The organism is Chitinophaga sp. 30R24 (assembly GCF_049056765.1).
Taxonomy (GTDB): Bacteria; Bacteroidota; Bacteroidia; order Chitinophagales; family Chitinophagaceae; genus Chitinophaga.
The window spans coordinates 255,780-279,539 of record NZ_JBJGXX010000002.1; the positions used below are offsets into that span (position 1 = coordinate 255,780).

Below are 23,760 nucleotides of genomic sequence, written 5' to 3' on the forward strand. Positions count from 1 at the left end.
CGCTTTTTTTATGTGTATTCGTTCCCGTAATTCTTTACATTTGGGGCCGTAAAACGTAGCGGATTTCATGAAATACCTGATCATTCCCATTATTATTGTGGTAGGATTGCTGGGAGCCTGCAAGAAAAACAGCGATAGTGCAGTGCCGGATACCCATTCCAGCTTCATGTTTGTGAATGCAGTGCCCAATAGTGAGTTTAACGTAATGCTGGACACCATTAATTTTGCCAGCAATGTAGGCTATGGTACCGTAACTCCCTATAAATCTTACCGCGCGCAGAAATACAATGTGATCATCACGCTTAGCGGTCAGCCGGTGGCGTTATTTAATGTGCAGCTTTTTCTTCGCAATAAACGGTATTACACTGCTTTTCTGGGCGCCGACAGCGCTGTGCAGCAATTGTCTTTAATTATCACAGAAGATGATATGTCTTCCTTAGGAACCGGTACCGCTAAATTCCGGGTAATAGATTTCAGTCAGGGATTTAAGCCTAACAGAACACCATTAGGAATGGATGTGTATTCCGGCGCAGCCCCCCTCTTTTTTAGAGGATTGACAGCGCCGTCACAAACTGCTTTTGCACCATTGTATGGCGATAGCGCCTATACCATCAATTTCCGTTATGTAGATTCCAGTCTGGTACTGAAATCTTTTACCTTGCCTACTCAAACTGGTAAAGTATATACATTGGTGACCACAGGGTATCCATTAGATTCTACCCGGTTCAATATTCTGAAAGTAACACACAATTAGCACTGTTGATTAGCAGCTAATGACTAACAGCTTTAGGCGCTTTAGCAGCTAAAGGCGATTAGTTATTAGGGTAATCAATTTTTTCGTTTATACGTTATAGTTAGTTTCCGGTTTTAGCAAAGCTTTATTTTAATTTAACGTGGTATTTTTTCAGGAAGCAATGGAAATAAAGAAATTGCACGCTATTTTGGGAGATAAATCTTAATAATATGAACAACTGCAAAAAGCTTTTCCTGTTTATAGGTCTTACCTTGTTGGGTACTGCTACCGTGAAGGCCCAGGAAGCTGCTGCACCTTACCTCGATGCTTATACGATTCCTTTGAAGCAAAAGAATGCCGTTATAGGTAAAATATATAGCAGGAATGGGCAAACTGGTACTGCGGTATTGTTGGAAGACAAATCGGGGTTGTTTACCATCAGCGGATCAGCATTGAGATTAAAGAAGCAGGCAGTTGTAGAAGATAAAGCAGCATTTACCTACCCTGTACGCATTAAGGCGGGTAATGATACCGCCGATTTCTTATTGGTAGCAGATGATTTTATCCATAACAAAGTAGTGGCACACCGTGGTGCCTGGAAGCATCATGAAGGTAGCCAGAACAGCATTACTTCATTGAAAGATGCTATCCAATTAGGTTGTGAGGGATCGGAGTTTGACGTATGGTTATCTGCGGATAATCAGCTGGTAATCTCACATGATCCTGAAATAGGCGGCAAAAAGGTGGAAGAGTCTACCTTGGCAGATCTCCAGACTGTTCAGTTAAAGAATGGCGACCGGGTACCTACCCTTGAAGAATATATTGATGTGATCATGCAGCAGCACCAAACCAAACTGGTATTGGAATTAAAACCTTCTGGCAAAGGAAAAGGGCAGCTGTTGGCCACCAAAGCGATGGAATTGATCCGGGCTAAGAAGGCGCAGGCATGGATGTATTACATTAGTTTTGATTACAATATTTGCAAAAAATTAAAAGAACTGGACCCCACTGCTAAAATTGCCTATCTGAATGGCGATAAAACACCTGCTGAGTTGCAGGCCGACGGTATATGGGGACTGGATTATAATCAGCAGGAATTTAAAAAAGAACCAACGCTGATTGCTACAGCAAAACAGCACCAGGTAACCACCAATGCCTGGACAATAGACAAGCCGGAAGTGATGGACGCCTTGCTGAAAGAGGGTATTGATTTTATCACTACCAATGAGCCGGAAATATTATTAGAGAAAGTAAAACATTGATATGTTCTTCTTCGGAAGCCCGTATTAGTTAAAAGCTAGCTAAAAAAAGGAATCAAAATCTGAAAATCCAGTAAAAACCTTATTTTAGCCGTTCCATTTTTCATATGTACTAAAAGAAGCAAAGCCTCCTACTAACATGCGCACATGTAAACAATTAGTGTCCAAAGGATTTTTCGCGGCATTAGCAGCCGGATTATTAATGTCTTGCCAGGGAAATAAAGCTGGTAATAATACACCCGCTCCTACAACTGCAGCAAGTAATGGTACTCAGGCAGCGGCTGGAAGTTTCAAAATTGCTTACGTAGATTTGGATTCACTGGAAGCGCATTTTGAATATTTTAAAGAGAAAAGAGCGCTGCTGGAACAGAAACAGCAACAGATGGATAATCAGTTGAAAGGGAAAGCCCGTGCTTTACAGAGTGAGTACGAAGATCTGCAGCGCAGAGCCTCTACGCTTACCCAGGAACAAGGAGAAGCAGCACAACGCAGCCTGATGGGCAAGCAGCAGCAACTGGAGCAGGAAGCGCAAAACCTGCGTGCTGCCTATACAGAGCAAGAGACTAAATTCAACGAAGAATTACAAAAAAGACTGGATGATTTTCTGAAAGCCTTTAATTCCGATAAGCGTTATGCTTATATATTTTCTTATCGCAGCACAGCCAGCAACATTCTTTACAAAGACCCAGCGTACGATGTAACGCCGGAAGTCATCAAAGGAATGAATGAACATGGTGGCGATTCGTCAAAATAAGCACAAATAAAGCAGTAGATTTTTTATCTTAATAGTCCCGGTTCCCAATGAGCCGGGATTTTTTATAAATAACAGATATGGATATCAACCAAGCTAAGCCACACAAAGTGGAAATTAACCAGACCACCTCGTTCAAGCCCTCTCTGGGTTTATTGGATGCCACCATGGTCGTAGCCGGATCTATGATTGGTTCCGGTATTTTTATTGTAACAGCCGAAATTGCCCGGAGTGTGGGAGGCGCCGGTTGGATCACCGCCATGTGGGTACTGGCGGGCGTGGTAACCCTGATTGCTGCTTTGAGTTATGGAGAGCTATCTGGCATGTTTCCCAAAGCTGGTGGGCAGTATGTATACCTGCGGGAAGCTTACAATCCATTTATTGCCTTTTTGTTTGGATGGACGCAGTTCGGGGTGATACAAACCGGTACTATTGCAGCGGTGGCCGTAGCTTTCGCTAAATTTACCGCTTATCTTATTCCTGGTTTCAGCGAAAAGAATATTCTTTTTGAAGCCGGGTGGTTCCAAGTTTCCGCCGCCCAGATAGTAGCGATCATATCTATTTGCCTGTTAACTTTTATCAATACACGGGGAGTACAGCATGGTAAGGTGATACAAACAGTGTTTACATTGGCAAAACTGTTATCCTTGTTTGGGCTGATCATTTTTGGTTTTTTATTGGGTGCTAAACATGAAATATGGCAGGCTAACTGGCAGCATGCCTGGGATGCCACTACCATAAGCCTGCAAAACGGCGAGGTAATTACTTCCGCATTGTCTGGTTTGGCATTGTTTGGCGCTATCGCTGTTTCCATGAAGGGATCGCTGTTTTCCAGCGATGCCTGGAACAATGTTACTTTTATTGCCGGAGAAATTAAAAATCCGCAAAAGAATATTGGGCGTTCCTTGTTCCTGGGCACTGCGATAGTAACCATCATCTATGTAAGCTGTAACCTGATGTACCTGGCCGTACTGCCCATGCAGGAAATTGCGTTTGCTGCCAACGACCGGGTAGGCGTAGCAGCGGCGGCGAAGATTTTTGGTTCTTCCGGTGCTTATATTATTGCCATCATGATCATGATCTCCACTTTTGGCTGTAATAATGGGCTTATTTTGGCTGGCGCCCGTATTTACTACACCATGGCAGAAGACAAGCTATTCTTTAAAGGAGCTGGTCAGCTTAATCAGCATAGTGTGCCGGAAAAGGGCTTGTGGATACAATGTGCCTGGGCTTCCCTGCTTTGTTTGACTGGCCGGTACAATGATTTGCTGGCATTGGTGATTTTTGGGGTGTTGATCTTTTATGTATTAACGATACTGGGCATTTTTATTTTAAGGAGAAAACGTCCGGAGCTGGAACGGCCTTACAAAGCTTTTGGGTATCCGTTACTGCCGCTGGTATATATTATAGTAGCGTTATCGCTGGCAGCACTGTTGTTAGTGTTTGAAACCAGCTACACCTTACCGGGATTGGGTATTATTTTGATGGGTATTCCACTCTATTATATAGCGATGTCTAGGCAGTCAAAAGCCCGATAGTAGCTAAATTGGACAAAGAATTGACATATTTACAACTAACGTTGTACAAAAAAATGAGGCCACTGCAAATCATACTGCAGTGGCCTCATTTAATTTGCATCAAGAGACACACAGAAAGCGTGATGTCTGCAATTAGACCCTTATTTAGAGAACCCGGTAAATTGAGAGTAATAAAAAGGATATTGTCAACAAGGAGATCCCATAAAACAGTGTGGTAACAAGCCACTCCTAGTTTATGAAATATGAAAGTCTGTGATCTGGCGCTGTAATTTGTGACTTGGATTTTTATTAACAATTGCAGCAGATTAATTTATTGACACCCTCAAATATGAAATGAACGTATAGCCATTAGAGTGATTGATAGTTACTATTTACTGCATTCAAAAAATATTCGAAAAAAAACAATAACAATTATAAAAATATTATTGCCGACATATGATGTGTAACAGCGTCATTTTAAGGTAAAAGGGAAATAAGGTGGTATAACCTTGACGGCATCTCAACCCCAAGATAACCATTAAAAGCCTTCACGATTTGCATTCTCGAACATTCACATGACAATCTTTTACAATAAGCGTATGGTGTCTACCATGCGCTTTTTTTATGGCAAATAATTACATTTGCGCCATGTTTACACAATCGTGCAATAAGATATTTAACCAGAGTATCGAGGCCTATCATGAACACAATGATGTACATCAGGCTATTTCCAATCCGTATGAAAAAAGCAGCATAGAACACCTGCTTTACCTGAAAAACTGGATAGACACAGTGCAATGGCACCTGGAAGATATTATCCGGAACCCGGCCATCGATCCGGTAGAAGCGTTGGGCATTAAGCGCTGGATAGACCGTTCTAACCAGGAGCGTACAGATGTGGTAGAGTATATAGATAGCTATTTCCTAGATAAACATAAAGAAGTAATACCTGCTCCCGATGCAGTGATAAATACGGAAAGCCCCGCTTGGGCAATAGACCGTTTATCTATTCTCGCATTAAAAATTTATCATATGCGGGAAGAAGCAAACCGGGCAGACGCTAGCCCGGAACACCGTGCTGCCTGCCAACGTAAGCTCGACATATTGCTGGAGCAACAGCAGGATCTGAGCACGGCCATAGAAGCGTTGCTGTTGGACATAGCAGCCGGCAGGAGGTTTATGAAAGTGTACAAGCAGATGAAGATGTACAATGATCCTTCCTTAAATCCTGTACTATACAAGAACGAAAAATAAAAACCCTTGTCTTTGAGCACTGTTAAAACCATATTGGTTACCCGCTTATCCGCCATGGGCGATGTAGCGATGACAATACCTGTCATGAAACAGGTGCTGGAAGAAAATCCGGCGGTGAGTATCGTTTTTGTGACGAATAAAAACTGGGGCGCCTTATGTGCCGGTATTCCTCGGCTTACTTTTTTTCCGGCAGATGTAAAAGGGATACATAAAGGCATAAAAGGGCTTTACCGCTTGTTCCGTGAAATAAAAAAGGCACATCGTATCCATGTGGTGGCCGATTTGCATAACGTATTGCGCTCCAAAATTATCCGTACTTTTTTCCGGCTGAGCGGTACACCGGTGGCCTTTATTGATAAGGGCAGGGAAGGGAAGAAAACGCTTACCCGCCGGGAAAATAAAGTATTGCAACAGCTTACTACCACCATAGAACGTTACGCAGTTGTTTTCAGGCAGCTGGGTTTTCGTTGTGAAATGGGGCGTAAACCCGTTTTTTCGCCCCGTGAGTTGTCTGCTTCCACCATTGCAATAATAGGTCCTAAACAGGCTAAAAAGTGGATAGGTTTAGCTCCTTTTGCTACTTACCGGGAGAAAATGTATCCATTGGAAAAAATGGAGGAAGTGTTGCAGCAATTGCTGCAGGAACCAGATCATCAGATATTGTTGATGGGAGGTGGGAAACAGGAAACGGAACTATTAACCGCATTGGCGCAGCGGTATCCCCAGTCCACTGTTGTAGCCGGCCGTTTTTCTTTACAGGAAGAAATGGCGATTATCAGCCATTTGGATGTAATGATCAGTATGGACTCCGCTAATATGCACCTGGCTTCCCTGTTTGGGGTGCCGGTTGTATCGGTATGGGGGGCTACCCATCCTTTTGCTGGCTTTATGGGGTACGCCCAGGAGGTAAGCAACGCCGTGCAGATCAATGACTTATCCTGCCGGCCCTGTTCTGTATTTGGCAATAAGCCCTGTTTCCGCGGAGATCATGCCTGTATGGAGTGGATACAGCCAGCTATAATCACGGAAAAAGTAAAATTACAGATTGTATAATCCCTTGCTGCAGAGAATTTTAAAGGATATTTAAAAAATATCGCAAGTTTTTTTTGCAGAAATAAAAAAAGTTATACTTTTGCCATCCCAAACAACAAGGGTATTGCCCAATAGTATAATGGTAGTACGACAGATTTTGGTTCTGTTTGTCTAGGTTCGAATCCTGGTTGGGCAACTAAAAAAGACAAGAGCAGCAATGTTCTTGTCTTTTTGCTTTTTATCAGGTATGTAACCGGAGGCCGGATGCGTTACATTTAAAAGTTGGGTCAAAGCAAAATCCTATTGTTGCTATGTAATCCGGTTGATGCTGCTGTTACTTGGCTGCTGACTACCAAGATCAGGTGTAGTTTTATCCTGTTCCAGTTGCACTGTGGGTTGTCATTTTATATGGCTATTTTTCCTAGATCTGCATCGGTATTTATATTACTGCGTGTAGCCGGCGCTGAGATAAAGTGATGGCAGTACATTTTGTCTTGCTGTTGTGTTAACAAGGATACTTTATTTCGGTGCGTTCCTATTCGTTATTTGCTATTGCCGGTACCGTTATATCTTCCAGTTTTTCTGTTAATTGGATCTGCATGTTGATGTTGCCCTACACATCTGGTAATCAGCTTTAAATTTTCTATTAGATGGGGCATTTGACATCTTGCATATTTAATCTATTTACCTAAATTTATGCAAAAAACTGACCAAAACACTTGTATGTAGAAAGCTTACATAATGAGAGGGAACTATTATGTTTGATTGCGCGCGGCGATGAAGTTGCGTTCCGTAGTTTTTTTGATCATTATACTCCACTGATATTTACTTTCGTAGAGCGTTTAACCAAATCCACTGCAGACGCAGAAGAAATTGTGCAGGATACTTTCTTGAAAATATGGACCAACCGGGAAAGCCTGCCTTTCATCGACCGGCCAGCACATTATTGTTTTGTGATTGCCCGCAACAAAGCGTTAGACAATATGCGGAAAGTAGCCAGGGATCAGCGTTTGTTGGACCGAGTATGGAATAGTATTACCATAGCGGAAGATAACACATTAGAAAACCATTTACAATCACAGGATTACTATCAGCTGATAGATCAGGCTATCAGCCGTTTGCCCAGGCAAAAGCAGTTAGTGTTTAATATGAGCCGCCAGGAAGGCTTGAGCCATCTTGAGATTTCCCAACGGTTAGGGCTATCCAAAAGCAGGGTAAATAATATACTGGTAGAGGCATTGAAGTATGTTAAGTCTTTCCTGGAGCGGCACGCCCATTTTCTGCCTTTGTTTTGCTGGCTGGTTGCCTGGAACAGGTTATGCTGATCTATACCTATCGGAGATCCATATACGACCGATTCTGTTATCAACACTTTTACCACTTTCTTTTTAAAAAAAATTATTTTCTTTTAAGACGGTTATACCGCATTCGCACATTCGTCATTTTATATAGGCATGGAGCAATGCTGTTGTTAAACACTTAATTTAGTTACGCATGTCATCACAGCCGGATCGGTTGCAATATTTATTACGTCGGTACCTGGATGGTTGTTGTACCAAGGGGGAGCTGAAGGAATTATATGCATATATCGCTTCGGGGAAAGAGGAGTCGTTGCATACGTTGCTAGAAAAAGAGTTGGAAGCAACAAAGCCAGGTGTCCGTGTCAACGAAGTAGACTGGGATAAAATGTTCCGGCATATTATAGCTGCAAAACCGGTAGCTAAAGAAAGGATGATGGGCAGCTACTGGAAGTATGTGGCGGCTGTGTTAATGTTGTTGCTGGTAGCGCAGGGTATTTATCACTATATGCAAAGCCGTAACACTGCGCCTAGAGCAGTGGCTTCGGTAAGCCATATTACAGATGTGGTACCGGGAAGTAATAAGGCAACCCTGACGCTGGCCGATGGTTCTACAGTAACGCTGGACAGCATGGGTAATCAATTGCTGCAACAAGGTAGTACAGCTATTCATCAGCAGGGGGGAGCTTTGCGGTACCAGGCCCAGGGAGGTGGAAATGTGTTGGCTTATAATACATTAACCACTCCACGCGGTGGCCAGTTCCAGGTTATTTTACCGGATGGCACTAAGGTATGGCTAAACGCTACTTCTTCTTTAAAATTTCCGGTAGCATTTACCGGTAGCCAACGGGATGTGACCCTAAAAGGAGAAGCATATTTTGAAGTAGCACATAATGATAAAATGCCTTTCCGTGTATTAGTGGAAGGTATGGAGATAAAAGACCTGGGCACCCATTTCAATGTGATGGCTTACGGTGATGAAGCCACGGTGGCCACCACCTTATTGGAAGGTGCGGTAATTGTTAGCGACGGTGGGAAGGGAGCCCTTCTGAAACCCGGGCAGCAAGCAATAGGAAAGCGGGATGGTAGCAGTGGATTAAGCATTCAGCAAGCGGATGTGGATCATGTGATTGCCTGGAAAAACGGTGAATTTTCCTTCAATCATACCAGCATCTACGAAATAATGCGGCAAGTATCCAGATGGTATGATGTGGATGTATATTACGAGGATGCACCGGATGTTTCCCTAAGTGGCAACATCAGTAAACATGTGAATGTATCAGAGGTATTCAAAATGCTCGAATTGGCAGGAAATGTAAAGTTTAAGATCGAGAACAGGAAAGCAACCGTTATGAAACAGTATTAAGCAATCGTAGCAGAACGTTATGAGCTAGGCAGGAGAATCCTATTACCAACAAAAGAGGAAGTACAGGAAAAAGTACCAATGAAATAATTATAACTAAAATTCCACGGCACAGGCATGAAAACTTAGCATTCCACGACAGAAAGAACCAGGAACAGGGCTAGTGTTCCTGGTAAGTCTAGTCTCGCATTAACGCTCTTGCGGAGTTATTAATTCAAAACGTAAACATTACGAAAGTATGCAATTGTACGCAGATTGCAAATGCAGGCCCATGCCTGTTATTTGCCTACCCAAAATTTTCCTCGTTATGAAATTGACGATGTTCCTAACCATAGCTGTTTTCCTGCAGGCCAGTGCAACAGGCTTCTCTCAAGAGAAGATCTCGCTTTCAGGCAACCACGTTACCTTGGAAAAAATATTTAAAAGTATCCGCAAGCAATGTGGGTACAACTTTCTTTATAACGACCAGTTGTTGTCTAGTGCTAACCCTGTTAGTATTGAGGTAAACAATGCACAGTTGGATGATGTACTGAAATTGTGTCTGAAAGACCAGCCGTTATCCTACGATATCATCAACAAAACGGTGGTGATCAAGGTAAAACCTGTGGCTAACCAACCGGAAGTGCCTGTAGCGGTTATTACAATAACCGGTATTGTAAAGGATTCTACCGGCTCGCCGCTGGAGAGAGTGAACGTGCATGTAAAAGGCACCACTTCCGGTACCAGCACCGACCAGCATGGTAAATTTACCCTGACTGTACCAGATAAAAATGCCGTATTGCAATTTACTTACCTGGGTTATGTTACGCAGGAAGTAACAGTGGGCGATCGCACGGAATTTAACATCCGCCTGGTATCACAAATCAATAGCCTTACCGATGTAGTGGTAGTGGGTTACGGCCAGATCCAGGCTAAAACCAGGGTAACCGGCTCCGTAGCCACCATCAAAGCGGCTGAAATAGTAACCACCAAAAACGAAAACGTGGTGAATATGCTGACCGGTAAAGTGCCAGGTCTGCGTATCCTGCAGAAAAGCAGTGAGCCAGGCGCATATGACAACGTATTTGATGTTCGCGGTATGGGTGGTACGCCATTGGTAGTAATTGATGGAGTTCCCCGTAGCTCCGGCGATTTCTCCCGCATGGACCCGAATGAAATAGATAATATCTCTGTGCTGAAAGATGCAACTGCTGCTATCTATGGCGTACGTGCCGCAAACGGTGTAATCCTCGTTACCACTAAGAAAGGTTCTAAATCAGCAAACGGTAAATTTGATATTACTTACTCTGTTAACCAAAGCTGGCAACAGTTCCTGAATTCGCCTAAAAGTGTGGACGCAGCGGATTATATGATCCTGAAAAATGAACAAACCAAACGCGATTTCGGAGGTAACTTCCTTACACAAAAGCCACCTTCCTTTTCCCTGGCGGATATGAAACCTTATCTGGATGGCACGAAGCAATCTACTGATTGGGTAGGTGCTACCATGAGGGATTTTTCGCCGGAAACACAACATACGCTGAGCGTGAATGGTGGTACCGACAAGATCAATTATTTCTTTAACCTGGGCTACATAAAACAGGATGGGATGTTTAAAAGCGGGGATATGAATTACAACCGTTTTAACTTCCGTGCTAATATCGATGCCAAGATCACTAAGCGTTTAAAAGCTTCTGTTCTGACTTCCGGGTTTATAGATACCAAGAATCAACCTGGTGGCAGGGGGATTTGGGAAATGTTTAAATATACCTGGAACCAGTTGCCTACCAACCCGGTATATGCTAATAACAACCCTGCTTATCCTCAATGGGTGGATGATAACGCCAATCCGGTTATTATTACCAATTCTGATATTGTTGGTGGCCAGAGTTTCCGCAATAAAAATTTCCAGGGTCAATTAGGGCTGGAATATGAAGTGCCTGGTATCAAGGGGTTAATGGCAAGAGGTATGTACAACTACGGTACTAATATTTCAGACAACAACATTATCTCCCAAGCATATAAGTTATACACTTACCAGGCGGCTACAGATAGCTACAATCCTACTACTGTAAATAGTCCCGCTACAATAAACCGCGCTTACCGGAATAATACCGCCACTTTGTTCCAGTTATCGTTGAACTATAAACGCAGTTTCAGTAAATCGCACAGCGTGAGCGCCTTGCTCACTTATGAAGAATCCAACACCAATGTGGATAACTTCAGTGCCCAGCGCCAATATTCTCTGGGGCTTCCTTACCTGTTTGCCGGTGATGATGTAAATCAGCGGGCTACGATGGATGCCAATGGCCTTTCCCAGGTGGTAACGAAAGGTGTTATTGGTCAGTTTGGTTACGATTACAGGGGTAAATATAATATCGACTTCAGTTTCCGTCAGGATGGCTCCAGCAAATATGTGCATTCGAAACAATGGGGCTTCTACCCAGTGGTGTCTGCCGGATGGCGCTTGAGCGAAGAACCTTTTGTGCAGAATATTATTTCCCCCAGCATCCTGAGCAACTTGAAAGCCCGCGTATCTTATGGTAAAACAGGGGATGATGCAGCTACTGCTTTCCAAAGTTTCCCTGGCTATGTTTACCCCTCCGGCGGTTACATTATGGGTGGTAGTTTCGTGAATGGTACCGTGTCTAAAGGCGTGGTAAATCCGGATCTTACCTGGACGGTTTCCAAAACCCTTAACCTTGGTTTGGATATAGAATTGTATAAAGGCCTGATTGGTTTTACCGCTGAATATTTTATTAGGAACAGAAGTGGTTTACCGGCCGTTGCCAGCGCTATTGTGCCAGGAACGCTGGGTGCTTCCCTGCCACAGCAGAACCTGGAAAGTGACCGCACCCGTGGTTTTGAGTTTACCCTAACCCATCGTAACCATATTGGTGAGGTAAGCTACCATGTGAGCGCTAATTTATTTACTACCAGAAGAGAAATGCTTGACAAGGTACAAACCCGTGCAGGTAACTCTTACGATAATTGGAAAAATTCCCAGCAAGACCGTTACACCAATATCTGGTGGGGTACAGAATACGATGGCCGTTTTACTTCCTATGACCAGATCTATAACCATAACGTAAACACTGGTGGAGGAAATCAAAACGTAGTGCCTGGAGATTACTACTACAAGGATATTAACCATGATGGTGTGATCGATTCCAAAGACGAAGTACCTATTGCTACCCGTGATATCCCAATGGTGAACTACGGTGTTACGTTGGGTGCATCCTGGAAAGGCCTCGACCTGAACGTATTGTTACAGGGAGCTACCCAGTTTTATGTAAAATACGCAGAGCAGATGGCGAGCCCGTTGATGTACCAACGTAGTGCGTTGACCCAGTTCATGGACAGATGGCATACAGCAGATCCTAATGCAGATGTATTTGATCCTCATACTGTTTGGGTACCTGGTTATTATCCTGCTATGGGTTCTCCTGATGCATCCGGTTCCAAGGCGGTACAGAATGCCTCTTACCTCCGCATTAAAACGCTGGAGCTGGGTTATACCCTGCCTCAGGCCTGGTTACGCAGAGTGGGTATCGGTAACGTGAGAGTATATGTGAACAGTTATAACCTGGCCACATTCACCGGTCTGAAAAACAGTGATCCGGAACATCCGGGCGAAGTAGCTAGCGGAGCAGACTGGAATTATTCCCAGGGTGGTTATAAATACCCTATGAACAGAACTTTCAGCATTGGAGCGAGTGTAACTTTTTAAACCGACAACAACATGAAGAAATTTAAATTTATAATAGCGATAGCCTTTGCGGGAGCTACCCTTGCCGCCTGTAACAAATTGGATGTAAAGCCGCTGAACATTATTGGAGAGGCCGACATCTTTACCAACGAAACAGGCGTAACTGCTTACCTGGCTAATATTTACAAAGCATTACCTATAGAAGATTTCTTTTATCGTCCGAATGAAAGTGGTTTTAACCGCGACTGGCAGCAGTTTTATCATTCGGGTGCTATTTGCGGGGAGTTGGTAGGACCATTTGGCAGCACTGGCGAAGCCGCTACCGGCTTCGGTTATTGGCCTTATGATAATATCCGTAACGTGAATACGTTCCTTTCCATGATGCCGAAATATGCTTCCAAATTTGATAAAGCGAAATATAATGGTTGGTTGGGAGAAGCTTATTTTTGCCGCGCCTATTTCTATTTCTCTTTAGTGAAAAGATATGGAGGTGTGCCTATTATTAAATATCCACAGGCTTTCGACGCAGCTAAGGATGAATTGTTGGTACATCGCGATAAGGAAGTGGATGTATGGAATTTTATTGCATCCGATCTGGATAGCGCTGCCCTACTGATGCCGGAAACCAGTCCGCGTGCCAGGGCTAACAAATATGTAGCTGAGGCGCTGAAATCCAGGGCGATGTTATATGCCGGCACTATTGCCAAATATGGCGCCGCCAATTATGTGGCTGGCGATGCCCGCGACCAGGGGTTGGCAGGTATTCCTGCTGATGCTGCAAATGGTTTCTTCCAACAGGCGTATGATGCTGCAAAAGCTGTAGAAGGTCATTATGATCTCTACAAAAAGAAAATGGATGATAAGGTAAAGAACTTTACAGACCTGTTCCTGGACCAGTCCAGTAATGAGAGCATTTTCGTAAGGGATTACTCATTAACTACTAACACTGCGCATAGCTGGGATGCTACCATGACTTGCCGTTATATGACTGCAGATGGTCTTTCCCGCGCTTATCCTACTTTGGAATTTGTAGAACGTTTTGCTGGCCCTCTTCCTGTTGTTAACCCCGACGGAACACCGCGCCGCTTTAACGATGTGGCCGATCTGATGCAGGGTCTGGAGCCACGTTTGCTGGCTACCATCTATTTCCCTGGCGCTACTTTAAGAGGATTGACCTTCGATACCCGCAGGGGTATTTACGATCAGTTCACTGGAACTGCCGCAGATGAAGTGAGCATGAACCCGCCTAATGCCCCATATCGTCACCTGGCTGCCAAAACAGACGTGTTGATCAACGGCATGAGTGTAATCGGTAATGCGGGTATGAGTACCAATGATGATAACTTTACCCGTACAGGTTTTTATGTGAGAAAATATATTGACTACAATAAACCACAAGAAGATTGCGGCTTGTATAAAAGTACTACTAGCTGGATCGACCTGCGTTATGCAGAAGTACTCTTAAACCGTGCAGAAGCTGCGATGGAGCTGGGTAATACCGCTGATGCGGTAGATGATATTAACTTGATCAGGGACCGTGCCGGCGCTACATTGGCTAGCGGTAATATTACCATTGACACTGTACGTAACGAGCGTTGTAAGGAACTGGCTTTTGAAAAGCAATACTGGTGGGATCTGAAACGTTGGAGAACTGCTGATAAGGTACTGGATAATACTAAATATCACGCATTGATGCCCTATTATGTAATGAGCGAAAAGAAATATATCTTCCTGAAGGAAGTAGAACCTTTCCAACGCTCTTATACTTTTGAGAAGAAATTTTACTATGAGCCGTTGCCAGGAGGTGAATTAGGTAAGAACGCTAATTTATATCCCAATAATCCAAATTATTAATTAAAAAAATTCAGCCATGCAGAAAATAATAAAGGGTTTATTGATTGGCTTGTCTGTATTGTCAATCGCCTCTTGTACCAAAACAGATAATTATCCTGGCCCTAATGCCGGCTTTATGGGTAATGTGAAAGATAAGACAGATCCTAAAGGTGCTAACCTGCTCACTGAAACCAACGGTTTCCAAATAAAGCTGGAAGAGCTGAGTTGGAGCGCTACTCCTGCGCCGCAAACTATTCCTGCCAAACCGGATGGTACTTTTGAAGATACCCAGCTTTTCAGTGGCCACTACCGCGTAACGCCCATAGGAGGCGCTTTCTGGCCGGTAGCTCCCATCGAAATGGATATCAATAAAGGAAATAATAACAGCCGGGATTTTCAGGTAACTCCCTATATGAAGATCTATAATTTTACCGCCACCCTGGATGGCACCACCCTGGTGATGCATTTCCAGCTGGACGCACCTATTACAGAAGGGTTGCCTAATATCCTTGATGTGCAGCCTTTTGTAAACATCACTCCTTATGTAGGCAGCGGGGCTACCGTTCCAGATTATACCAATAATAATAAATTGAGTATTAACGCGCCCTGGTCTAACGATATGGCAACTAAAGTATATGAGATCCGTGTGCCGAACATGAAGTCTGGCAGGCAGTTTTATGTGCGTGCCGGTGTTCGGGTAGATGATAGCTATAAAGCGTTCAACTACTCTGAAATTGTGCCTGTTCAGGTGCCTTGATGATTATTTGCGCCCTATTATAAAGAAAACCGGCTGTAATGGCCGGTTTTTTTATTTCTTTCAAGGGGAGGATAGGATCTTTCATTACATCCAACCTGTGGCCCTGTTGATAAGCTTGTTGACAGAGGAAATGTGGATAAGGATTAAAGTTTTAAGGTTTGTTGTATCCAATTTTCCAGGTGTAGATTTAACTCGGCAGGTTTTTCTTGTGCTATCCAATGTCCGCAGTTGATGGTTGCTTCGCTAAGTTGGGAACAGGCTGCCCGCATAGGATTGGAGAGGTCGGAGTGCAGGGTGTCGCAAATCCAATCATAAGCCGCATGGATAAAGAGCACGGGTATGGTAATCTGCCCGTTGTGTGGCGCCCGGTTGGCGTAAGCGCTATTAAGCGCTGCGTTCATATACCATGCATTGGGGCCAAAGAAGCCGGTGCGCGAATAGGCAGTTATATAAGCTGCCAGTTCTTCTTCCGGGAGGGTTACCGGGTCGCGTGGTAGGTCGGGTGCTATGCCCGCGCCACCAAACCAGCCGCCTGCTTTGGTAATAGAGGCAGACAATGCAGGTTTGCCCAGGCCGTTCGGATCGCCGGAGCGTATAAGTGTACGGAAAGTACGGGAAAGATCGGCTTCAAATGTTTTTTGTACCTCGGTAAAATGGGATTCATAATATAATTGGTAATCCCATTGCCCGGAAGGGTACTGATCTTCAGGATATATATTGCGGTTCACGAGGGGAATGAGGTTAGCCGGCGCAAATCCCTTAGGCTGGTATGATACACAAAGGTTGGCCACTCCTATGCATTTATCAGCATGCTGCGACGCCAGGCCCCATACTACCGGCGCGCCCCAGTCGTGCCCTACCCAGATAGCGGCTGAACGGCCCAGATAGGCCAATAATTCCAGCATATCCTGTACTGTTTCTTCTATAGCGTATGCGGCATAGCCGGTATAAACAGATGACTCTCCATACCCACGCATATCCGGCGCTACTACCCAATAGCCCTGCGTGGCAAAATGCTGCATGGCTTGTTGCCACACCCTGCCCAGTTCGGGCCAGCCATGTACAAAAATGATCAGCGGCCCATCTGTAGGACCGGCCTGCAAATAATATGAATGGTGCCGCGATGTATTGCAGTGGCCTTCCTGCAGGAAGGCAATGGGTAACTCAGAGATGGGAGAGGCTGCCATGGTTGTTTTATTTAAAAGACTGTACTATATGAAAATAAGATTATTTTATCGAACCCTGATATTACCTTTTAGGGAGAAGAACAGCCGTGCTAACGGGATAGAATATAGGTTGTTTACCTGCTGAAAAATGGTATAAGGTAAGTAAGAATGAAATAGCTTTGTGATGGGATTAAAAACAGTATTGTCATGAACTTTTACACAAGGAAATGGGTAAAGCCGGAGGACTTGAACGCACACGGTACTTTGTTTGGTGGTAGCTTGCTTCGTTGGATTGATGAAGAAGCAGCTATTTATTCTATTATCCAGTTAGGTACCAATCGTTGCGTAACGAAGTATATGTCTGAAATCAACTTTATTAACTCTGCTCGTCAGGGCGATATTGTGGAATTAGGCATTAAGGCCACCCATTTTGGCACAACTTCCCTAACGCTTGCCTGCCAGGTGAGGAACAAGATTACCCAAAAGGTGATTCTTACCATTGATAAGATGGTGTTTGTGAGCGTGGATGAAAACGGAAAGCCAGAACCCCACGGTAAAACGGCTATCACGTATACGGACGAACGCTTGCGTGAAGAATAGCGTAGTGGTTGGAGCCACCATAATGATGCTTGTTGCTATGAACAGATGGGGCAAAATCTTTATAAATATTCCGGATTTCAGACGAAAGTAATACCGTGTTGTTTGATATAAACAACCCGGCTTGTTACTGTCGGAAATCCGGATTTTTTTTGAAAAATAACTGGCAAAGGAAGCTGGAAAACCATAGGCAAGCCGCACGATGCATGCTAAAAGCATTACAAATCAACTATATGTTTACTAATTTATTGATTAGTAATTATTTGAATATATCTTAAGGCCCGGAGAGCACTCCTGGCCTGGGTGGCACAATGATTGATGCCGGTTGTAGGTAAAGTAACAATGCTTATGAAAAACAAAGCAACGGGCTTATTGCAAGCCATCTGTATGGGAGTGGTTACCGGGATGCGTAGTGCTATGGGGCCTGCTTTTACCAGCTATTGGGTGAGTCAGCACCCTTCTGAGAAATTGCGTAAATCTCCCTTAGGCTTTATGCAACGCCCCGCTACTGCCCGGTATTTAGAAACCTTGGCGGCAGGGGAATTGGTGCTCGACAAAGCACCTGCCCTCGGCAATCGTATAGCCGCCGCCGGTATTGCGGGCAGGGCGCTTTCTGGTGCATTGGCAGGTGCTACCCTTTATCAGGCAAAAGGAAATAAATCATGGAAAGGTGGACTGATCGCCGCCGCTGCCGCCGTAGCTGCCGCTTATGCTTTCTTCTACCTGCGTCAGTTTACCGGGAAAAAATTACAGATAAAAGATGCCGCCTTAGGAGGCGTGGAAGATGCCCTGGCTGTAGGTATTGCGACGATAGCCATTAAAAAGTAAGTAAGGGTATGCCATGTTTTTACATTGTATTTTTAAATACAGTGTATGAATTATTTGTTTTATTTCAGAAAAAAACTACCTTTGCATCCCGTTCAAAAAAATAATGCCTAATAGTATAATGGTAGTACGACAGATTTTGGTTCTGTTTGTCTAGGTTCGAATCCTGGTTGGGCAACAATAAAAAAGCCGCTGCAAATATATCTGCAGCGGCTTTTTTTATATCTTACGGTGTACTTATTTCTCTCTAACTGCTGTTTCATGATTGTCATGTGTTCTTGTCTTGTTGAATAATATACAGCGTAAGTTCTTCGATCTTTTGTAGCAGTTGTTTATTGATATTTCCCGGTCCAGGCCATTTTTGTTACTTCTTCTGCAGCAGAAATATCTGGCCATATAGGCGCATGCTTCCTGCAGGGTTGGCAGTGTGTACCTGGAGTAAATACAAGTTTTTACCGTTTATATTTTTTTGATCAGGGGATAATAATATAAACTATATATTTACCGCGTTGTCAGCTATTCATAATAAAACTTACTATCAGCCATGCCAGCCAACCAGGAGCTAACAGATGAAGCGCTACTGCTGTTGCTGCAAAGCGGGGATGAACAAGCATTAACATTATTGTACAGAAGGCACTGGCAGTCGCTTTTTTTATCCGCTTACCAGGTATTGAAAGATAAGGAAGCTTGCAAAGACCTGGTACAGGAGCTGTTTACAGAGCTCTGGCAAAAATCCCGCCGTATACAGATCAATAGTTCCATGAAAGCTTACTTGTCTGCCAGTATCCGGTATAAAGTATTCCGGTATATCCGTAGGCGTGAAGTCAGAGAAGAGCTGTTCGATCACCTGCTCGAAAGAACGGACACTACTTCCCCGGAAAGTGAGCTGGCAGTAAAAGACCTGCAGGGATTATTAAATAACCTGATAGACGCATTGCCAGAAAAATGCCGGATCATATTCCGCATGAGCCGTGATCAGCACCTCACTCATAAAGAGATCGCCCAACGATTAAACGTTTCCATTAAAACCGTGGAGAACCAGATCAATATTGCGTTGCGCAGATTGCGTACTGTTTTTCATTACGCAGTGTTGATATGGTTAACGATGAATGCTTAAGATCCCTTTCCCCTGCGCTAAAAAAATTTTCCTCCGCTTTGGGGGTATCCCCCTTTATATTGACACTAAACATAAAATACCCGACATGAACAGGCAGGATTTTTTTTCGTTGATTGATAAATGGATGAATGGATGGGCAGACGAGGGAGAGCTACGGCAGCTGATGAACTATTATTATAGCTTTAAGGCCGACGATATTTGGGATGAGTCGCATCTTGGCGTAAAAGCGTTGCTGGAAGCAGAAATAGAGCAGCGGTTGTTATTGAACGTTCGCCGTATGCCACAGGAAAACCTGGCGCCTGCAAAATATATCTGGTGGCCCCGTATAGCCGTAGCAGTGGCAGTATTGTTGTTGTTAGCGGCTGGTTGGTGGTTGCAGAAACCGACTGCTCCTGTTAAGATGGGGGTGGGCCAACGCTTTGCTACCAAAGCTGGGGAACATCAGCAAATTCGCTTGCCCGATAGTACACTGGTGTGGTTAAGTCCCGCTTCCTCACTGCAATATTCAGCTGCTTTTGGCGCTGGTAGCCGGGAAGTGGTGTTGCAGGGAGAGGCCTTTTTTGAAGTAGCGGCGGCAGCCAGCCATCCTTTTATTATTCATAGCGGGCGGGTAAACACACAGGTGTTAGGCACTTCTTTTAATATACAGGCTTTTGATGCGCAGCCCGACGTAGCCATTACCGTAATAACCGGAAAAGTATCTGTGGCGGCTGGCGCCAGCACTGCAGCTGTATTGGTAGCGCCACAGCAACGGGCTATATTCAGTAAATCCAGTGGCGTTATTATCCGGGAAAATGCGGTGTCAACAGATCGTATATTGAGCCGCCGCGAAGGCATTCTAAAATATGACCGGACAAGTTTGCCGGAAGTGGCCGCCCAGCTGGGATATTATTATAATGTAAAAATCACCATCACCGGAGATACACCCGGCTGTTTCTACTTCGGGGAATTTAACACGCATTTACCGCTAGAAAAAGCACTACAGCAATTATGCCTTACCCTGAACGCCACGCTGGAAAAACAGGGCGGCAGCTATATCATTAAAAAAGCCAAATGCTAATCACTTATGAAATAGGAATAAAACTGATCAAACATGTTAAAAGAAGCGCATCCCACATAAGAAAAACCTCCCCGAAGGGAGGCTAAAAAGTTAAGTTTTAATGCCGGCAAGCCACACTGGCCTGGTAACCGATGGTCTGCTGGTTTTACTCAACCTTAATCTACCTAAAAGTATGAAAAAATGTGTACCTGTAATAGGCATGTTAATGAAAATGTCATTGTGTATTGTAGTCGTTGTATGTAGTACTGCACTTACATTGCTGGCCCATCCTACTGAGGCCCAGCGCTTGGAAAAAAGGATCACGCTGAAAATGGAAAATGGCGTGCTGCATGATGCCCTGGAAGAGATCGGGGCCGCTGCAGAGCTTTCTTTCAGTTATGCTGTTAATGCAGAAGTATTTAATAGTATCGTCACCATCCGCACCCGCAATCAGCAAGTTGGTAATGTGCTGAAAGAACTGTTGTCGCCTTTTTCCCTGGAGTATTTTATAGCAGACGGAAAGGTCATTATCCGCCGCAGCAATGCCGCCCTGGCGGATATATTGTTAGATTCGGCCTATGTTGTTGCACTGAAAGACCTGAGCGGTAAAATAATCAATGAGAAAGGAGAGCCATTACCTGGTGTAACCGTACGCGTAAAAGATGGCTCTATGGCTACTGTAACCAACGAAAAAGGGGAGTACGAATTGAAAGGAGTCCCTGAAAACGCTGTGCTGGTGGTTTCCTTTATTGGTTACAACACACAGGAAATTGCTACGGGCAAGGACACGGTATTACGGATCGTATTGGCAGAAAATACCAAGAAACTAGAGGAAGTGATTGTAGTAGGGTACGGCACTCAAACTAAAACCAGTCTTACCAGCGCCGTAACCAGCGTAAAAGGAGCTGCAGTAGCGGAAAGACCAGTACCCAATGTAGTAAATGCCTTGCAAGGGCAGGTACCAGGTTTGTTTATCCAGCAAACGGATGGGATGCCAGGCACCAACAATAATAAGTTGAGTATCCGCGGTATCAGCACTTTATCTAATAACCCGGTGTTGGTATTGATAGATGGTGTGGCCGGCGAACTGGAAACGGTAAATCCACAGGATATTGATAACATCAGTATCCTCAAAGATGCTTCTGCTACCGCGATCTATGGCGCGCGCGCTTCCGGCGGCGTAATCCTGGTAACTACCCGTAAGGGCCGCCTTAACGCCAAACCAACTTTATCGTACGATGCCTATGCAGGTACCCAGCAACCTACTTATCTGCCTAAGCTGGTAGATGCAGTATCGTTTATGCGCAAGTGGAATGAATCACAGTTAAACGATAACCCGGATGCAGCAGTGAGGTTCTCGGACGCGGATATCCAGAAATACGCCAGCGGCGAGCTGCCCAGCACCGACTGGATCAGCGCTATCTTCAAGAAAAATGCTTTGCAGATGCAGCATAATGTAGGCATCTCCGGAGGAACAAAAAATACAGATTATTTTGTATCGCTCGGCTACCTGAAACAGGAAGGGTTGGTAAACGGTATGCAGAACGAACGTTTTAGCTCCCGCATAAATCTCAATACCCAACTGTTGGATAACCTGAAATTTGGTGTTAACACAGTTTATACCAATTCGCCTAAAAGTTTTGCTGGCGCAGGTATTTATACAACTGCCATGCACTGGGCGTATATCCTGAACCCTACAGAATGGGCTTATACCCCGCAGGGGCGTAACCGGAGCTACCGTGGCGGCTCCCAGCCTGTGGCCATTATCAACGATGGCGGTTTTGAAAACTACAAAGACAACTACTTCAATACTAACATGACCCTGGAATACGGCATCGCTAAAAATTTGTCGTTGAAAGGGCAGTACTCCTATAACAGCCGTGATATAAAACATAAAGTATTCCAGGCTACCTATAAGTTGTACGACGATAACGAAAACCTGGTTACCACACAGCAATCGCCCAATGCTTTATACGACGATTATAGCACTACCGTGAACCAAACCTTTATCAGTACACTGAATTATGGACTACAGAAAGGCGACCACGATTTTAAAGCTTTGCTGGGTTATAGCCAGGAAAGCCTGCAATACGAAGACAATGGGCTGGGTCGTCAGGATTTCCTGAACAACGATATTCATGTGATCAACGGCGGCTCTGTTAAAAAAGACCAATGGTCTACCAGTGGTTCGGCTTATGCCTGGGCAATACAGTCAATGTTTGGCCGTCTTTCCTATAGCTATAAAAACCGTTACCTGTTGGAAGTAAACGGCCGTTATGATGGTTCTTCCCGGTTTAAAAATAACCGTTGGGGATTCTTTCCTTCCGTATCAGCCGGCTGGCGGCTTTCAGAAGAAAACTTCCTGAAAACGTCTGCTGTTTTTAGCAACTTGAAACTGCGCGCCTCTTATGGTAAAGTAGGGAATCAGAATGCTACCGATTATTATCCCTGGGCCAGCATTATAGGCACTGGCGCTACTTATTTCAACGACAAAGCGCAAACCACTACCTACTATAGCAATACTGCGAATCCAAATCTTACCTGGGAAGAAAAAGTAACAGGTAACATTGGTGTAGACGCCGGTTTCCTCAATGAAAAGATCACTTTTACCGCCGACGTGTTCCGGGAAAGAACTACCGGTATCTTGCTCACACCCAGTGTGCCTTCTATGTTTGGCCGCGGTGCACCTGTGATGAACCTGGGCCGTATGGGCAACTGGGGCTGGGAAGTAACTGCCGGCTACCAGAATCGCGATCATCAACTGAAATACGGTGTGGTGGTTAATATGTACGATTCCCGCAATAAGATATTGGACCTGGGAGGCACACCGGATGTGTTGGACATCAACCCCGTAATGGTAGGACAATCCAGATGGACCTGGTATGGCTATAAAGCAGTAGGATTGTTTCAGTCAGACGATGAAGTAAAAAATTCGCCTACCTATAAGCCACAGAACAAAGCCGGTGATATCAAGTACCAGGATACCAATGGTGATGGAAAAATTACGCCGGAAGACCGTGTTATGCTGGGCGATGCAGACCCGCACCTGATGTTTGGACTGAACGCTAATTTTTCCTGGAAACAGTTTGACCTGAGCCTGCTATTCCAAGGCGTGATGAAAAATAAGACTTTCCTCACAGGATATGCTGTGAGTCCTTTTAACTATGGCGGTACTTTCACAAAAGACCTGATGGACTCCTGGACGCCTGACAACCCGCATGCGCGTTATCCATTGATGCGTCAGGACCAGAGTGTGAACCAGGATTTTTCCGACTGGTGGTTGTTTGATTCCAAATACCTGCGGTTAAAAAATCTGCAATTAGGATATAGCATTGCTCCGGCTTTATTGCAGCGCAGTAAGATCAGTCAGCTTCGTTTTTATTTTATGATGGAGAATGCGCTGACGCTAAAATCCAAGCAGTTCCCGAAAAGTTATGATCCTGAGATCGACAACTGGCAATCGGGTGTAAACTTCCCGCAAATGAAAACATACACCGTTGGCGTGACTTTGAAATTCTAAAAAACAATTGC

Annotated in this window: 17 protein-coding genes and 2 tRNA genes; 18 read left to right on the top strand and 1 reads right to left on the bottom strand. The window is 44.4% G+C overall.

The window, feature by feature from the left end:
- Window positions 1-67: 67 nt before the first annotated feature.
- The 12 genes from ACDQ55_RS07630 to ACDQ55_RS07685 all read left to right on the top strand — a co-directional run bounded on the left by ACDQ55_RS07630 (window position 68) and on the right by ACDQ55_RS07685 (window position 15,485).
- Complete coding sequence (locus ACDQ55_RS07630; RefSeq protein ID WP_420980726.1) at window positions 68-754, top strand: DUF4397 domain-containing protein; 687 nt, start codon at window positions 68-70, stop codon at window positions 752-754.
- Window positions 755-963: 209 nt separating this feature from the next.
- The gene (locus tag ACDQ55_RS07635) at window positions 964-1,995 is read left to right on the top strand and encodes a glycerophosphodiester phosphodiesterase (protein WP_420980728.1); all 1,032 of its coding nucleotides are present in this window, start codon (window positions 964-966) and stop codon (window positions 1,993-1,995) included.
- A 136-nt stretch (window positions 1,996-2,131) separates the two neighbouring features.
- Entirely contained in the window at window positions 2,132-2,746 is a 615-nt protein-coding gene (locus tag ACDQ55_RS07640) for an OmpH family outer membrane protein (protein ID WP_420980729.1), read from the top strand.
- Between the two features lie 77 nt (window positions 2,747-2,823).
- Window positions 2,824-4,281, top strand: a complete 1,458-nt coding sequence (locus ACDQ55_RS07645; protein ID WP_420980731.1) for an APC family permease — start codon at window positions 2,824-2,826, stop codon at window positions 4,279-4,281.
- Between the two features lie 627 nt (window positions 4,282-4,908).
- The gene (locus tag ACDQ55_RS07650; RefSeq protein ID WP_420980732.1) at window positions 4,909-5,514 is read left to right on the top strand and encodes a DUF4254 domain-containing protein; all 606 of its coding nucleotides are present in this window, start codon (window positions 4,909-4,911) and stop codon (window positions 5,512-5,514) included.
- 12 nt (window positions 5,515-5,526) lie between these two features.
- Entirely contained in the window at window positions 5,527-6,567 is a 1,041-nt protein-coding gene (locus tag ACDQ55_RS07655; protein ID WP_420980734.1) for a glycosyltransferase family 9 protein, read from the top strand.
- Window positions 6,568-6,671: 104 nt separating this feature from the next.
- Window positions 6,672-6,742: transfer RNA gene (locus ACDQ55_RS07660), tRNA-Gln, on the top strand.
- 523 nt (window positions 6,743-7,265) lie between these two features.
- Window positions 7,266-7,871, top strand: a complete 606-nt coding sequence (locus ACDQ55_RS07665; protein ID WP_420980736.1) for an RNA polymerase sigma factor — start codon at window positions 7,266-7,268, stop codon at window positions 7,869-7,871.
- 169 nt (window positions 7,872-8,040) lie between these two features.
- Entirely contained in the window at window positions 8,041-9,210 is a 1,170-nt protein-coding gene (locus ACDQ55_RS07670; protein ID WP_420980738.1) for a FecR family protein, read from the top strand.
- Between the two features lie 304 nt (window positions 9,211-9,514).
- Window positions 9,515-12,916 carry a TonB-dependent receptor gene (locus ACDQ55_RS07675; protein WP_420980739.1) on the top strand — a complete coding sequence of 1,134 codons (3,402 nt, stop codon included), beginning with the start codon at window positions 9,515-9,517 and terminating at the stop codon, window positions 12,914-12,916.
- Window positions 12,917-12,928: 12 nt separating this feature from the next.
- On the top strand, window positions 12,929-14,749 hold the full coding sequence (locus tag ACDQ55_RS07680) for a RagB/SusD family nutrient uptake outer membrane protein (RefSeq protein WP_420980740.1): 1,821 nt from the start codon (window positions 12,929-12,931) through the stop codon (window positions 14,747-14,749).
- A 16-nt stretch (window positions 14,750-14,765) separates the two neighbouring features.
- Window positions 14,766-15,485 (top strand): DUF3823 domain-containing protein, encoded by a 720-nt coding sequence (locus ACDQ55_RS07685; protein WP_420980741.1) that lies wholly within the window; start codon window positions 14,766-14,768, stop codon window positions 15,483-15,485.
- A 143-nt stretch (window positions 15,486-15,628) separates the two neighbouring features.
- On the opposite strand, the gene ACDQ55_RS07690 is transcribed toward ACDQ55_RS07685, so the two are convergent.
- Window positions 15,629-16,672, bottom strand: coding sequence for an alpha/beta fold hydrolase (locus ACDQ55_RS07690; RefSeq protein WP_420980742.1), 1,044 nt, complete (start codon window positions 16,670-16,672; stop codon window positions 15,629-15,631).
- Window positions 16,673-16,858: 186 nt separating this feature from the next.
- Between ACDQ55_RS07690 and ACDQ55_RS07695 the strand changes: the two genes are divergently transcribed.
- From ACDQ55_RS07695 to ACDQ55_RS07720, 6 genes are all read left to right on the top strand, one after another.
- The gene (locus tag ACDQ55_RS07695) at window positions 16,859-17,251 is read left to right on the top strand and encodes an acyl-CoA thioesterase (protein WP_420980743.1); all 393 of its coding nucleotides are present in this window, start codon (window positions 16,859-16,861) and stop codon (window positions 17,249-17,251) included.
- Between the two features lie 345 nt (window positions 17,252-17,596).
- On the top strand, window positions 17,597-18,076 hold the full coding sequence (locus tag ACDQ55_RS07700) for a hypothetical protein (RefSeq protein WP_420980744.1): 480 nt from the start codon (window positions 17,597-17,599) through the stop codon (window positions 18,074-18,076).
- Window positions 18,077-18,180: 104 nt separating this feature from the next.
- Window positions 18,181-18,251: transfer RNA gene (locus tag ACDQ55_RS07705), tRNA-Gln, on the top strand.
- Between the two features lie 366 nt (window positions 18,252-18,617).
- Complete coding sequence (locus ACDQ55_RS07710) at window positions 18,618-19,190, top strand: RNA polymerase sigma-70 factor (RefSeq protein WP_420980746.1); 573 nt, start codon at window positions 18,618-18,620, stop codon at window positions 19,188-19,190.
- An 85-nt stretch (window positions 19,191-19,275) separates the two neighbouring features.
- Window positions 19,276-20,250, top strand: a complete 975-nt coding sequence (locus tag ACDQ55_RS07715; RefSeq protein WP_420980748.1) for a FecR family protein — start codon at window positions 19,276-19,278, stop codon at window positions 20,248-20,250.
- Window positions 20,251-20,422: 172 nt separating this feature from the next.
- On the top strand, window positions 20,423-23,749 hold the full coding sequence (locus ACDQ55_RS07720; RefSeq protein WP_420980749.1) for a SusC/RagA family TonB-linked outer membrane protein: 3,327 nt from the start codon (window positions 20,423-20,425) through the stop codon (window positions 23,747-23,749).
- Window positions 23,750-23,760: the final 11 nt, after the last annotated feature.